General features: G+C 62.0%; 13 protein-coding genes and 1 pseudogene. 8 read left to right on the top strand and 6 right to left on the bottom strand.

Features of this window, described 5'->3' with window-relative positions; genetic code table 11:
- Positions 1-104 precede the first annotated feature (104 nt).
- Positions 105-1,175 (bottom strand): annotated as a pseudogene (locus ACM6I6_RS03145) (HAMP domain-containing protein); the annotation flags it as partial.
- Between the two features lie 429 nt (positions 1,176-1,604).
- Between ACM6I6_RS03145 and ACM6I6_RS03140 the strand changes: the two are divergent.
- Entirely contained in the window at positions 1,605-2,921 is a 1,317-nt protein-coding gene (locus tag ACM6I6_RS03140; RefSeq protein ID WP_323608365.1) for a Na+/H+ antiporter family protein, read from the top strand.
- 61 nt (positions 2,922-2,982) lie between these two features.
- On the opposite strand, the gene ACM6I6_RS03135 is transcribed toward ACM6I6_RS03140, so the two are convergent.
- Positions 2,983-3,915 carry a LysR family transcriptional regulator gene (locus ACM6I6_RS03135; RefSeq protein WP_323608364.1) on the bottom strand — a complete coding sequence of 311 codons (933 nt, stop codon included), beginning with the start codon at positions 3,913-3,915 and terminating at the stop codon, positions 2,983-2,985.
- Between the two features lie 111 nt (positions 3,916-4,026).
- Between ACM6I6_RS03135 and ACM6I6_RS03130 the strand changes: the two genes are divergently transcribed.
- From ACM6I6_RS03130 to ACM6I6_RS03120, 3 genes are all read left to right on the top strand, one after another.
- Positions 4,027-4,521, top strand: coding sequence for a DMT family transporter (locus ACM6I6_RS03130; protein ID WP_323608363.1), 495 nt, complete (start codon positions 4,027-4,029; stop codon positions 4,519-4,521).
- Positions 4,521-4,979: a DMT family transporter gene (locus tag ACM6I6_RS03125; protein WP_323608362.1), complete on the top strand. Its 459-nt coding sequence runs from the start codon at positions 4,521-4,523 to the stop codon at positions 4,977-4,979. The genes ACM6I6_RS03130 and ACM6I6_RS03125 overlap by 1 nt, the downstream gene beginning before the upstream one ends.
- A 91-nt stretch (positions 4,980-5,070) precedes the next feature.
- A complete protein-coding gene (locus ACM6I6_RS03120; RefSeq protein WP_414919381.1) occupies positions 5,071-5,232 on the top strand; it encodes a metallothionein in 162 nt (53 codons plus the stop codon).
- 25 nt (positions 5,233-5,257) lie between these two features.
- Here ACM6I6_RS03120 and ACM6I6_RS03115 read toward each other — a convergent pair whose 3' ends face one another.
- Both ACM6I6_RS03115 and ACM6I6_RS03110 read right to left on the bottom strand, forming a co-directional pair.
- On the bottom strand, positions 5,258-5,530 hold the full coding sequence (locus ACM6I6_RS03115; protein WP_414919380.1) for a hypothetical protein: 273 nt from the start codon (positions 5,528-5,530) through the stop codon (positions 5,258-5,260).
- Between the two features lie 32 nt (positions 5,531-5,562).
- Entirely contained in the window at positions 5,563-5,790 is a 228-nt protein-coding gene (locus tag ACM6I6_RS03110) for a DUF6555 family protein (RefSeq protein WP_020799440.1), read from the bottom strand.
- A 166-nt stretch (positions 5,791-5,956) separates the two neighbouring features.
- Between ACM6I6_RS03110 and selD the strand changes: the two genes are divergently transcribed.
- Both selD and mnmH read left to right on the top strand, forming a co-directional pair.
- The gene (gene selD / locus ACM6I6_RS03105) at positions 5,957-6,991 is read left to right on the top strand and encodes a selenide, water dikinase SelD (protein ID WP_414919379.1); all 1,035 of its coding nucleotides are present in this window, start codon (positions 5,957-5,959) and stop codon (positions 6,989-6,991) included.
- Positions 6,991-8,094: a tRNA 2-selenouridine(34) synthase MnmH gene (gene mnmH / locus ACM6I6_RS03100; protein ID WP_414919378.1), complete on the top strand. Its 1,104-nt coding sequence runs from the start codon at positions 6,991-6,993 to the stop codon at positions 8,092-8,094. Before selD ends, mnmH begins: the two co-directional genes overlap by 1 nt.
- Positions 8,095-8,228: 134 nt before the next feature.
- On the opposite strand, the gene ACM6I6_RS03095 is transcribed toward mnmH, so the two are convergent.
- Complete coding sequence (locus tag ACM6I6_RS03095) at positions 8,229-8,903, bottom strand: histidine phosphatase family protein (protein WP_406592288.1); 675 nt, start codon at positions 8,901-8,903, stop codon at positions 8,229-8,231.
- Between the two features lie 367 nt (positions 8,904-9,270).
- Here ACM6I6_RS03095 and ACM6I6_RS03090 point away from each other — a divergent pair, with 367 nt between their 5' ends.
- Positions 9,271-9,981, top strand: a complete 711-nt coding sequence (locus ACM6I6_RS03090; protein ID WP_323608359.1) for a glutathione binding-like protein — start codon at positions 9,271-9,273, stop codon at positions 9,979-9,981.
- 128 nt (positions 9,982-10,109) lie between these two features.
- Positions 10,110-11,084 carry a porphobilinogen synthase gene (gene hemB, locus ACM6I6_RS03085; protein ID WP_274077040.1) on the top strand — a complete coding sequence of 325 codons (975 nt, stop codon included), beginning with the start codon at positions 10,110-10,112 and terminating at the stop codon, positions 11,082-11,084.
- A gap of 10 nt (positions 11,085-11,094) precedes the next feature.
- On the opposite strand, the gene ACM6I6_RS03080 is transcribed toward hemB, so the two are convergent.
- Positions 11,095-12,630: an FAD-dependent oxidoreductase gene (locus ACM6I6_RS03080; RefSeq protein WP_414919377.1), complete on the bottom strand. Its 1,536-nt coding sequence runs from the start codon at positions 12,628-12,630 to the stop codon at positions 11,095-11,097.
- Positions 12,631-12,746: the final 116 nt, after the last annotated feature.

Genomic DNA, 12,746 nt, shown 5'->3' with positions numbered 1-12,746 from the left:
ATGCCGGCGCTGGTCTGGGTGGCGATGGCGGACGACTGGTCCGCCGTGCCGCGGGCGTCCTGCACCGAGCGTTTGACCTCGGCGATGATCGGTTGCAGCTTGTCGAGGAAACGGTTGAACCAGCCCGCCAGTTGGCCCAGTTCATCCTGTTTGTCATAGGCCAGGCGGCGGGTCAGGTCACCTTCACCGCTGGCGATGTCCTGGAGCATGTGCGCCACGCCGAGGATCGGCCGGGTCACGCTGCGCGCCATCAGCCACACCAGCAGCAAGCCGATCAGCGCGGCGAGGATGCCCAGGCCGAGTTCGGTCAGGGTGCCGGCGGTGTTGCTGTCATCCAGTTGTTTTTTCAGGGTCTCGGCCGGGCCGACCAGGACTTTTTCCGGCACGTCGAGCAGCACGCCCCAGGCTTTGCCGCCGGGAATCGGCTGGAATGGGGCCAGCACTTTCAATTGCTGATTTTTGTGCAGGCTGGCGGTCGCGCTGCTGGTGGCAAGCATGCGCATCAGCTCGGCGCCGGTGCGGGTGTCCACGGCTTCCAGGCGCTGGCTGAGTTTGCTGGCATCGGCACTGTAACCGGCGAGCAGGCCGGCCGGGCTGACGATGCTGACGCTGGTCTGGCCGTCGTAGAGCTTCTCGCTCGCGCTTTGGCTGATTGCCTGCAGGCTGTTGAGGTTGATGTCCACCGACAGCGAAGCGATGACCTTGCCGTTGACCATCAACGGGAACACGATGCTGGTCATCAGCACATTCTGGCCGTCGATCACATAGAAGTACGGCTCGATCACGCAAGGCGTGAGGCGCGCGCGCGGGCAGGTGAACCAGGCGTTGGCCGGTTCGCCGCTGGGGCCGGTGCTGGTGTCGGCCATGTCGCTTTCGGGCAGCGCCATGGAGGTCACCTTGCCCGGTGTCGGCTGCGACCAATAGAGGGCGAAACGGCCCTTGTCGTTGCTCCCCAGCTCCGCCTGGCCGCTGAACAGTTCGTCCTTGCCGTCCAGGGCGTTGGGTTCGAACACCAGGGACAGTCCGAGCAGGTCGGGGTTGGCTTGCAGTGCCGACTTGACCTGGCGGGTCAGGTCTTCGCGCAGGTCGAAGGCATCGAGGAAGCGTTTTTCCGCCTGGTCGCGCAGGAACAGCACCTGGCGCGAGAAACCATGGCCATATTGATAGGCGTCCATGAACTGCTGGCGGATCATCAGCGCCTGGTTTTCACCCTGGGACTCGATCCGCGCCTGGGCCGCTTCGGTCAGCATCTCCATGCTCGAGGCTTTCACCAGCGCGGAACTGTGCTCCATGCGATACAGCGAAAGACCCACCAGCAGGGTCACGATGCCCGCCAGGCAGAGGCCGGCCAACAGGGTGATTTTCCATTGAATGGAAAGTTGTCTGAGCGACATGGAGGCGTCCTTATTCGATAAATATCTGCGACTTTGCTCTGTAACGGCCTGAAAGCAGCTTTCTTGAGCCAAAACTTGTCGCTTGAGGCTTGCAGCTTGCAGCGGCTTCCTTCAAAGTGCGCGCCCTCTAATAAAACCTATTCCTTTATCCGCTGGCGGCTCTCGCAGACTGCCGGCCGGACTCTTTTCGCTTGCCCAGAGGTAACGACAATGAATGCAGTAATTGCCGCGGTCGGCATCATGCTGATACTCAGCCTGTCCCGCGTGCATGTGGTCATCGCGCTGATCGTAGGGGCGCTGGTGGGGGGGCTGACCGGTGGCCTTGGCATCGACGCGACCCTCAAGGCGTTCAATAGCGGCTTGGGCGGTGGTGCGACGGTGGCGTTGTCCTATGCGTTGCTCGGCGCGTTTGCGGTGGCGATTGCCAAGTCCGGCCTGGCCCATGCCCTGGCTGACAAGGCCCTGGCAATGGTCGACCGCCAACATGCCAATGGCGGTGGCCAGGTCAAATGGCTGCTGATCGGCCTGTTGTGGGTCGTGGCCATCGCGTCCCAGAACATCCTGCCGATCCATATCGCGTTCATTCCATTGCTGGTGCCGCCGCTTCTGTATGTGCTGACCAAGCTGCAGCTCGATCGCCGGTTGATCGCCTGCGTCATGACCTTCGGCCTGATCACCCCGTACATGTTCCTGCCGGTGGGCTTCGGCAACATTTTCCTGAATGAGATCCTGCTGGCCAACGTCGCCCGCAGCGGCGTCGATATCAGCGGCATCAACGTGACTCACGCCATGGGTATCCCGGCACTGGGCATGGTGGTAGGCCTGCTGATCGCGTTTGTCAGTTACCGCAAGAAGCGCGTCTACGACCTGGCAAAGATCGAACAGGTCGAGCAGGTCGCGGTGCAGTACAACCCGCTGAGCCTGATGGTTGCCGGCGTGGCCATTGCCGCGGCGTTCATCATCCAGCTGCTGCTGGATTCGATGATCATCGGCGCGTTGGTGGGTTTCCTGATTTTTTCGGCGTCGGGCATCGTCAAGTGGCGTGACACCGATGAGCTGTTCACCGAAGGCATGAAGATGATGGCGATGATCGGCTTCATCATGATCGCCGCGTCCGGCTTTGGCGAAGTGATCAAGGCCACCGGGCAAGTGCAGACGCTGGTCGAAACCTCGGCCTCGTGGATCGGCCACAGCAAGGCCGTCGGCGCCTTGCTGATGTTGCTGGTCGGGCTGTTGGTGACCATGGGCATCGGTTCGTCGTTTTCCACCGTGCCGATCCTGGCGGTGATTTTCGTGCCCTTGTGCGTGCAGCTGGGCTTCAGCCCGATCGCCATCGTCTGTATCGTCGGCACCGCGGGTGCATTGGGCGACGCCGGTTCGCCGGCTTCGGATTCGACCTTGGGGCCGACCTCCGGCCTGAACATCGACGGCCAGCATCACCACATCTGGGACACCGTGGTCCCGACTTTCCTGCACTACAACCTGCCGTTGCTGGTGTTCGGCTGGATTGCGGCGATGGTGCTCTGATTTCACATACGGCAGCGAAGGCGGCATAACGGCCACCCTCGCATCGCCAGCAAGCCGGCTCCTACAGGTCCCAATACGGCACTTCGCCAAAGCATTCGACAAAAAAGTCGATCACCGTCCTGACCTTCACCGACAGGCGCCGGCTGCCGGGCCAGAGCACGGCGATCTGCTGCGGCTCGAGGCTGTTGGACACCTGGTAGTCCCCCAGCACCGGCACCAGCGTGCCGTTGCGCACGGCCTCGCCGATCAACCACGACGGAAACATCACCAGCCCCAGGCCCTGCTCGGCGGCCTGGGTCAGGGTGTCGGCGTGGTTGCCGGTGATCGGCCCTTTCACCGTATAGGGTGTCCAGGGCAATTGGCCTTTGCGGAAAAACCAGCGCTGCAGGCCTGACACGCCTTTGTAGGCCAGGCATTGATGAGCAGCGAGATCGTCTGGATGTTGTGGCGTGCCGTGGCGTTGCAGGTACGCCGGGCTCGCCGCGACCTGAAAGCGATGGGGCGCGAGGATCCGCCCCTGCATGCTGGAGTCATGCATTGGGCCAATGCGAAACAGCAGGTCGGCGCCTTCCTGCAAGGGAGAGACGTAGCTGTCGGTCTGCTGGATGTCCAGTTGCAGTTTGGGATAGCGCGCACACAACTGCCCCAGCCACGGCGTCAAATGCCGCTGGCCGAACACCACTGGCGCGTTGATCCGTACCAGTCCGCTGGGCTCGCTTTGCTGTTCCTGCAGCGCCTGTTCGGCTTCCTCCAGTTGCACCAGCACCAGTCGCGCGTGTTCACCCAGCAATCGCCCGGCCTCGGTGGGCGTGACGGCGCGCGTGTGGCGGTAAAGCAATTGCTGGCCCAGGGCCTGTTCCATCAACTGGATCTGGCGGGAAATCGAAGAGGGCGCCAGGCCCTCGCGGCGGGCGACTTCGGAAAAGCTGCCGTGATCGAGCACCGCGACAAACAGCCGAAGCGCCTTGAATCCCAGTTCGTTGAGGCCGTGCATGGTCAGTCCTGCTGTGCGAGTTACGCAAAAGTGTTGTCAGGATGCTCCCATTTATCGCAAAGCACCGCCAATCGATAATGCGCGCCATGTTTCTCGAACGGAGTTTTATCGATGCAGTCTTCTTCTCTCGACAACGTCGGTGCTGCAGTGGCACCGAGCACCCGGCCAGGGTTGCGGCTATTGCTGCTGCCCCTGGTGATCCTGGCGGGCATGGGCCTGTCCGTGGAGGCCGGTTTGCTCGGGCCGTTGGGCGTTCAGGTCGGTCACCTGTGGGCGACCTTGAGCATCTTTGGCGTCGGCTCGGCGATTCTGTTTTTCCTGTTGCTGCTCAGCGGCCCGCGACAGGGCCCGGCGCTGAGCGAATTACCGCGCTGGCAGCTGATCGGCGGTTTTCTCGGGCCGATCTATGTCGTGGTGCTGACGCTGGCGACACCGCACATCGGTATCGCGATGACCATGATCGCCATCCTGTCCGGGCAGGTCGGCAAAAGTGTGCTGATCGACCATTTCGGCTGGTTCGGCACCACTCGCAAGAAGGTCAACGCTGAACGCTGGCTGGCCTTGCTGCTGATTGTCGCGGCACTTGTCCTGATTGCACGGGGTTGATGATGAGTCTGATTATTTTGTTGGCAGTGGTCGTGGCGGCCGGGGCGATCCTGAGTGTGCAGGCGGCGATCAACGGGCGTCTGGGGGAAACGGTCGGGGTGTTGCGCAGCAGCTTGCTGACCTTCGTGGTGGGCGCGGTGCTGACCGGGTTGCTGATCGTTTTTTTTGAACCGGCCCATGCCACGAGCCTGCTGGACGTGCCGAAGTGGCAGCTCAGCGGGGCGCTGTTTGGCGTGGTCTACATGATGGTCATGGTCGGTGCGGTGCCGCGGGTGGGGACGGCGGTGGCGACCGTGGCGGTGATCGTCGGGCAACTGGGGATGGGGATGCTGATCGATAATTTTGGCTGGCTGGGCAATCCGGCCATCGAGTTATCGGGGAGCCGGGTGTTGGCGATGGTGCTGTTGGGGCTGGCCCTGGTGTTCATGTACCGCAGCAGCAGTCGGGTTGCGGGTTGAACGGTCAGGTGTACGCTTGATCAACTCCTACACTGGTACAACGGGTTGCTGATGCGGCCCGCCGACGACCACTGCCCAAGGAGTCAGCGCCATGACTGATGAAAAAAGCGTCTGTGACTGTCCGAAATGCAACTGCAAGCTCGGTGAACATCCGATCGTGCGCCACGGCAAGCATTGCTGCTGTGAAGCCTGTTCCAAGCACCACGAGCACGGCGAAGAGTGCGCCCATAAAGGCTGCAAGTGCGCCCACTGACACTTGCAGCGCGGGAACGTGGGGCCTAGTCAGGCTCCACTTCCAGTTTCAGGCTGTCGTCGTCAAGCCGTTCGCTGTGGCGCACGGTGCCGGCCAGGCGTCGTCCATCGACCCGCACCACCACCGTCTTGGCCTGCTCCAGGTCTTCCGGCAATGGCGCTGGAACGCGGATCACGAAGCGCATTGGATCATCTTCGACCTGTTCCAGGCCGACCCGGCATTCGGTGCTCTTGGTGATGCGGCCGAACAACGTATCCAGACCGTAGTCCAGATGTGCAGGGCTGCTGACGAGTGTCATTTACTGATCCCCCAATCCTGAGCGCTGCCGGGTTAACCGGCCGGGCGCCACTTGACGTTTTCCACGCCGAATTTTTCCGCCATCGGTTTGCTGGTCTTCTGCACTTTTTCGCGGCCGAAGCGAGGGATACGTCCGACCCCCGCGTCGCAGCTTGCCCAATGCCATGCCTCCGCGTTGTCCATTTTGTCCAGACGGATGATGAACGACTTGGGGACGCCATGAAGAGTGTATTCAATGACGAACAGTTTTGCGTTGTTCATAGAGCCTTTCTTCCTCCCTGTGTACATAGAGGGATCGTTGGGCGATGGGAAAATTCATTCGGATTGGCGGACGGTGAATTCATGACCGCTTCGCGAGCCGGCTCACTGCCACAGAGGCAGCGGCCGCTCTGCTAGAATCGGCCCCATTGACCCCATGAGGTGCCCTATGAGCGAACCGATTCGCCTGACCCAATACAGCCATGGCGCTGGTTGCGGCTGCAAGATTTCTCCCCAGGTGCTGGAAGTGATTCTGGCCGGCAGCGGTGCGCAGAATCTTGATCCGAAACTCTGGGTCGGCAATGCCTCGCGCGACGATGCGGCGGTGTATGCCATCGATGCAGAGCGCGGCGTGGTATCGACCACCGACTTCTTCATGCCGATCGTCGACGATCCTTTCGATTTCGGCCGTATTGCCGCCACCAATGCCATCAGCGACATCTACGCCATGGGCGGCGATCCGTTGATGGCGATCGCGATCCTCGGCTGGCCGGTCAACGTGCTGGCGCCGGAGATTGCCCGGGAAGTGATTCGCGGCGGGCGCGCGGTGTGCGATGAGGCCGGGATTCCCCTGGCCGGCGGGCATTCGATCGACGCACCGGAGCCGATCTTCGGCCTGGCCGTCACCGGGCTCGTGGAAAAGCGCCACATGAAGCGCAACGACACGGCCACGGCCGGCTGCCTGTTGTACCTGACCAAGCCCTTGGGCATCGGCGTGCTGACCACGGCTGAGAAGAAAGGCAAATTGCGCAACGCCGATATCGGCCTGGCCCGGGACTGGATGTGCACCCTGAACAAACCCGGCAGCCGTTTCGGCAAGCTCGAAGGTGTGACGGCGATGACCGATGTCACCGGTTTCGGCCTGCTCGGGCACCTGGTGGAAATGGCCGACGGCAGCGGCCTCACAGCGCGCATCGGGTATGACCGGGTACCGCGCTTGCCGGGCGTCGAGTATTACCTCGACCAGGGCTGCGTGCCGGGCGGCACGTTGCGCAATTACGATAGCTACGCCAGCAAGGTCGGGCGCCTCCAGGAGCTGCACAAGCGAGTGCTGTGCGACCCGCAAACCAGCGGTGGCCTGCTGATCGCCGTGACACCCGAAGGCAACGCCGGGTTTCTCGCGGTGGCGGCCGAACTGGGGCTGGACCTGGCGCCGATCGGCGAACTGGTGGCGCGACAGAGCCACGCGGTCGAGGTGTCCTGATGCCTGTCGACTGCACCGATTACCGCGACATTTTTCTCAGCGATCGACCGATGATGGATGCCCGTGCGCCGGTCGAGTTTCTCAAGGGCGCGTTCCCCGGCGTGGTCAACCTGCCGCTGATGAACGATCTGGAACGGCAACGGATTGGCACCTGCTACAAGCAACAAGGCCAGCAGGCGGCGATCGAGCTGGGCCATCAATTAGTGTCCGGCGCCATCAAGGCCGAGCGCATCCAGGCCTGGGCGGATTTTGCCCGGGCCCATCCTGATGGTCTGTTGTATTGCTTTCGTGGCGGGCTGCGGTCGCAGATCGTCCAGCAATGGCTCAAGGACGAGGCGGGCATCGACTATCCGCGGGTGGGCGGCGGCTACAAGGCCCTGCGTACCTTCCTCCTGGAAACCATGGACGAGGCCGTCTCCCAGTGCGATTTCGTGTTATTGGGCGGCATGACCGGCACCGGTAAAACCGACGTGCTCACGCAACTGGACAACGGCCTGGACCTCGAGGGGCATGCCAACCATCGCGGTTCCAGTTTCGGCAAACGCGTCACTGGCCAGCCGTCCAACATCGACTTTGAAAACTGCCTGGCGGTGGACGTGTTGAAAAAACGCGCCCGCGGAATCGAACAGTTCGTGCTCGAAGACGAGAGCCGCGCGGTCGGCAGTTGCGCGCTGCCACTGCCGTTGTACCAGGGCATGCAGCAGTTTCCGATGGTCTGGCTCGAAGACAGCCTGCACGGGCGAGTCGAGCGGATCCTGCGCGATTACGTGGTGGATTTGTGTGCCGAGTTCATCGGTGCCCATGGTGAGGAAGGTTTTGCGCTGTTTTCCGAGCGTTTGCTGGCGAGCCTGAACAATGTGCGCAAACGCCTGGGCGGTGAACGGCACCAGCGGATGCTGATCCTGATGGAAGACGCGCTGGCCGAGCAGGCGCGCAGTGGGGCGGTGGATTTGCACCGGGCGTGGATCGAAGGGCTGCTGGTGGAGTATTACGACCCGATGTATGTCTTTCAGCGGGAGAAGAAAGGGGCGCGGATCGAGTTTGCGGGGGAGCGGGAGGCGGTGTTGGCGTATCTGCGCGAGCGGGGTGGTCGGCGCGGGTGAGGGTGGTTTTGCCGGCCCCTTCGCGAGCAAGCCCGCTCCCACAGTAGATCTTCAGTGAACACAAATTTTGTGTCTGGGAGCGGGCTTGCTCGCGAAGGGGGCCGTCAAGGCACTACAAGACTTAAAGCACCAATTCAAGTCGGGCAAGTCTGCTGCCCGTTGTCCAACCCCTGCTTGTAGCTGTGGCTCTGCAGACTGGCCTTGCCGTTGTGCCAGGTCAGGGTCAGCACATACAGCGAGTCGTAGTCATTGGACTCCCAGTCCTCGGTGATCTTCTGTTTCTGGCCAACGGCTTCACCGGCGACCTTGTTGATCAATTCCGGCAGATAGCCGTGGGACCAGGCGGTGTAGATGACCGAGTTGTGGTACTTGTCGTGCAGCAGTTCATCGGCCAGGTCGCTGGTGTCGTTGGCCGAGAAGTTGATGTTCACCGGCAAACCGAGCTTGATCGCGCTGGGGCTGATGGTCATCAAGGGGCGGATGTAGCTGTAGGAATTGTCCAGTTCGCCTTCCTCGACGTTGCGCGTCGGGTTGGCGGCAAACACGTAGTCGGCCTTGCCGAATTTTTCCGGCAGCAGGGTGGCCAGGTCGATGGCGCGGTTCAAACCCTGGCAATTGAGCTGGCCCAGGCCGCCCTCAGGCTTTTCCGCATGGCGCAGGAACACCAGGGTCTGGGTGCCATCCGCCGGCTGGGCGCGACTTTCACGGGCCTCCAGCGCCAAAAACAACGCGCTGGTCGCCAGCAAGGCGGGCAGGATCAAATAAGCGCGACGTTTGAAGTGTTGGGTGAATTTCAACGGATTGATCATGGAGTAAACGGTTCTTCAGCGCATTGAGTTAAGGCTGACAAACCTTTGCACCGCAACTTTCCTGCGTCGGGTGTTTTCCATGTCGTGAAGCCGGTCCGTATCAAAGGGACGCATCTCAGAGTCCTCTGAGGCCCGTTTGGTTCGATTCCGGCCGAGAGCGCAGCACTTTACCGGTAACCTTGCACGGGTTGGAGCAAAGGTTATCGACAGGATGTTGCGAAATTATGGACACCCTACACTAGCCGGCACGCCAGCGCGCCGTGATCTCGCTTGATCTCCACCATCATTGATATTCATGGCGCCAGACGCCGCAGCCCGGGTTATCTCCATTATGATCGGCATTCTCAATTTTCCCGTGGATGCCCACATGACCGATTTGTCTGCGTTCCCCATCACCCGAAAATGGCCGGCCCAGTACCCGGAGTGGATTCAGCTGTACTCCTTGCCGACCCCCAATGGCGTCAAGGTATCGATCATGCTTGAAGAGATCGGCCTGCCCTATGAGCCCCATCGCGTGGGCTTCGAGAGCAACGACCAGATGTCCCCCGAGTTCCTGTCGCTGAACCCCAACAACAAGATCCCGGCCATTCTCGATCCCCACGGTCCGGACGACCAGCCGTTGCCGCTGTTCGAGTCCGGGGCGATCCTGATCTACCTCGCCGACAAGAGCGGGCAGTTGCTGGCCCAGGAATCGGCAGCACGTTACGAGACCATCCAGTGGCTGATGTTTCAGATGGGTGGCATTGGCCCGATGTTCGGCCAGCTCGGTTTCTTCAATAAATTTGCCGGCAAGGACTTCGAAGACAAGCGTCCACGCGACCGCTATGTGGAAGAAAGCCGACGCCTGCTCAGCGTCCTCGACAAGCGACTTGAAGGGCGCGACTGGATCATGGGCGAGCGTTACACCATCGCCGACATCGCGACCTTCCCGTGGGTGCGCAACCTGATCGGCTTCTATGAAGCGGGCGATCTGGTGGGTATCCAGAACTTCCCCAACGTCACCCGGGTGTTGGAGAAATTCCTCGCGCGGCCGGCGGTGAAGCGCGGGCTGGAAATTCCGAAACCAATCGCAAATTAAACCCTTACCCCCTGTAGGAGCGAGCTTGCTCGCGAAAAACGCCAGGGCAACGCGATCCTTCAGACTGCGCGCGTTATCATTGACGACCATCGCGAGCGAGCTCGCTCCTACAGTTTTCAGGAATACCCATGTCCAGTCAGTTCCCCGAAGCACGTCCCCGCCGTCTGCGCCGCAATGCGAGCCTGCGCAGTCTGTTCCAGGAAACCGAATTCAGCCTGAACGATCTGGTGCTGCCGATTTTCGTTGAAGAAGAAATCGACGACTTCGTGCCGATCAAGAGCATGCCCGGGGTGATGCGCATTCCCGAGTCGAAGCTGGCTGGCGAGATCGAGCGTTATGCCCGGGCCGGGATCAAGTCGGTGATGACCTTCGGCGTGTCCCACCACCTGGACAGCGATGGCAGCGACACCTGGCACGACAACGGCCTGGTGTCGCGCATGTCGCGCATCGCCAAGGATGCGGTGCCGGAAATGATCGTCATGTCCGACACCTGTTTCTGTGAGTACACCGACCACGGGCATTGCGGCGTGATGCACAATCACGAGGTCGATAACGACCAGACCCTGCTCAACCTCGGCAAACAGGCGGTGGCCGCCGCCCGTGCCGGCGCTGACGTGATTGCCCCGTCCGCGGCCATGGACGGGCAGGTCCAGGCCATCCGCCGGGCACTGGATGCCGCCGGGTTCACCCAGACGCCGATCATGGCCTATTCGACCAAGTTCGCCTCGGCGCTTTATGGTCCGTTCCGCGAAGCCGGGGGCAGCGCGCTCAAGGGCGACCGCAAAAGCTACCAGATGAACCCGATGAATCGCCGTGAGGCGGTGCGTGAGTCGCTGCTGGACGAGCAGGAAGGCGCCGACGCGCTGATGGTCAAGCCGGCCGGTGCGTACCTGGACATCATCCGCGACATCCGCGAAGCCTCGCGCCTGCCCTTGTCGGCGTATCAGGTGAGCGGCGAGTACGCGATGATCAAGTTCGCCGCCCAGGCCGGGGCCATCGACGAGGATCGTGTGGTGCGCGAAAGCCTCGGCGCGATCAAGCGCGCAGGGGCCGACCTGATTTTCACCTACTTTGCGATGGACCTGGCACTGGCCGGAATCTGAAAAAAACCGGTCAGGGTGCGCCAAAATACGGGCGGATGCCGTGATCGCGGAAATACCGTTCGATGACCTTGGGGTCCGAGCAGGTTTCGGCGATCGCCACATAGGTGTCCGGGCGTAACAGGTAAAAGCCGTTACGCCCAAGGCCCGCCGCTTCGAATGCCGGGCGCCAGTAGAATACATGCAGCGGCAGATGGTGCTCGTGGCACCAGGCGATCATCTCGTCGCTGGTGTCGCCATACACGTGCACCTGCCAGGTCGGGCATCTGAGCGGCCCAAAATTGTCCCCTTCACCGTCATGGGCCCACGGCAGGCGATCACCGCCATGCACGTGCCCGGCGACCCCCGTGCTCAAGGGCATGCCGCGATAGTTCAGGGTGATCTGCGACACCGTGCGAAACAGGAACTCGCGGGTGGTTTCGAACGAGGCCATTTTCGGAATCAGGAAGGGTGCCAGCCGTGTGCGCAGCAAGTCGGCGATAGGCCCTTCGGCGGTGACGAAAGTAAACACCCGGTCAGTGGTGGCCACCAGTCTGCGGGCGAAGGCGATGCGCTCGGTTTCGTAGGTATCGAGCAGTTTTGCCTCGGCACCGCCGCTCAGGACCGCCGCGAGTTTCCAGGCCAGGTTGATGGCATCGCCAATCCCGGTGTTCATGCCCTGGCCCCCGGCGGGGCTGTGTACATGAGCAGCATCGCCCAACAGGAAGGCGCGGGCGCTGCGAAAGTGATCGGCCACCCGATGATGCACGCGGTAGGTCGAGAACCAGTTCAGTTGTTCGACCTTGACCTGCATATGTTCGATGGCGCGACTGCTCACGTCTTCGAATTGCAGGGTGTGCGCCTGTTCGGCGCGTTCGTCGCGCACGGTGCCGATCAAGCGCGCTCGACCGCTGCCGGCCAGCGGGAATACTGCAAGGAAATCCGCTTCATCCAGGTCCACATGCAATTCGCCATTGAAGGCCGGGCCGCTGGCCTGGACGTCGGCGACGTAGAACACCTGCTGGTAGGTACCGCCGGGAAAACCGGTGTCGAGGGTCTTGCGCACGATCGAACGGGCGCCGTCGCAACCGGCCAGGTAGCAGGCCTGGCAGGTTTCCTGCTGGCCGTCGGGCAAGCGCAGCGTGGCGCTGATGCCGTCATCGGTTTGCTCGAAACCTTCGAGTTCGGTGTTGCGTTCCACCGTGATGCCGAAGGATTGCAGGCGCTCGATCAATAGCCGTTCGTGTTCGTCCTGGGGGAAGATTTCGAGGAAGGAGTAGGGCGTCAGGCCCTCGCCGACGCGGCTCAACGGCAGGCGCGCCACGGGCTGGCCTTTGACCCAGAAATTGGCGGCGGCTACCCGATGACCCTTGTGCACGATGGCGTCGGCCAGGTCCAGCTGGCGATACAGCTCCAGCGTGCGCGCCTGCACCGCCAGCGCCCGCGAGGTGGTGCCCGGTGCAGAGGTCTTGTCGACGATCCGCACGCGCACCCCCAGTTTGCTCAGCCATAGCGCCAGGACCAGCCCGGTCGGGCCGGCGCCGATGATCAACACATCGCTACGCTGCATGAGCCAGTCCTCCTGGGCGTGTGCAGCAAGTATGGTCCAGCCTTGCGCAGCGGCCAGGCTGACCGCTGAATGGAAAAAATACCTGTGGGAAATACCTGTGGGAGCGAGCTTGCTCG

The organism is Pseudomonas sp. IT-P218 (assembly GCF_949767605.1).
Lineage (GTDB): Bacteria > Pseudomonadota > Gammaproteobacteria > Pseudomonadales > Pseudomonadaceae > Aquipseudomonas > Aquipseudomonas putida_AE.
This window is presented reverse-complemented; position numbering and strand designations above follow the sequence as displayed.

Coding starts and splice junctions, on each gene's coding strand:
- ACM6I6_RS03080 (WP_414919377.1), bottom strand. CDS start 12,630: ATGCAGCGTAGCGATGTGTTGATCATCGGCGCCGGCCCGACCGGGCTG.
- ACM6I6_RS03090 (WP_323608359.1), top strand. CDS start 9,271: ATGACCGATTTGTCTGCGTTCCCCATCACCCGAAAATGGCCGGCCCAG.
- ACM6I6_RS03115 (WP_414919380.1), bottom strand. CDS start 5,530: ATGACACTCGTCAGCAGCCCTGCACATCTGGACTACGGTCTGGATACG.
- ACM6I6_RS03125 (WP_323608362.1), top strand. CDS start 4,521: ATGATGAGTCTGATTATTTTGTTGGCAGTGGTCGTGGCGGCCGGGGCG.
- ACM6I6_RS03110 (WP_020799440.1), bottom strand. CDS start 5,790: ATGAACAACGCAAAACTGTTCGTCATTGAATACACTCTTCATGGCGTC.
- ACM6I6_RS03095 (WP_406592288.1), bottom strand. CDS start 8,903: ATGATCAATCCGTTGAAATTCACCCAACACTTCAAACGTCGCGCTTAT.
- hemB (WP_274077040.1), top strand. CDS start 10,110: ATGTCCAGTCAGTTCCCCGAAGCACGTCCCCGCCGTCTGCGCCGCAAT.
- ACM6I6_RS03140 (WP_323608365.1), top strand. CDS start 1,605: ATGAATGCAGTAATTGCCGCGGTCGGCATCATGCTGATACTCAGCCTG.
- mnmH (WP_414919378.1), top strand. CDS start 6,991: ATGCCTGTCGACTGCACCGATTACCGCGACATTTTTCTCAGCGATCGA.
- selD (WP_414919379.1), top strand. CDS start 5,957: ATGAGCGAACCGATTCGCCTGACCCAATACAGCCATGGCGCTGGTTGC.
- ACM6I6_RS03130 (WP_323608363.1), top strand. CDS start 4,027: ATGCAGTCTTCTTCTCTCGACAACGTCGGTGCTGCAGTGGCACCGAGC.
- ACM6I6_RS03120 (WP_414919381.1), top strand. CDS start 5,071: ATGACTGATGAAAAAAGCGTCTGTGACTGTCCGAAATGCAACTGCAAG.
- ACM6I6_RS03135 (WP_323608364.1), bottom strand. CDS start 3,915: ATGCACGGCCTCAACGAACTGGGATTCAAGGCGCTTCGGCTGTTTGTC.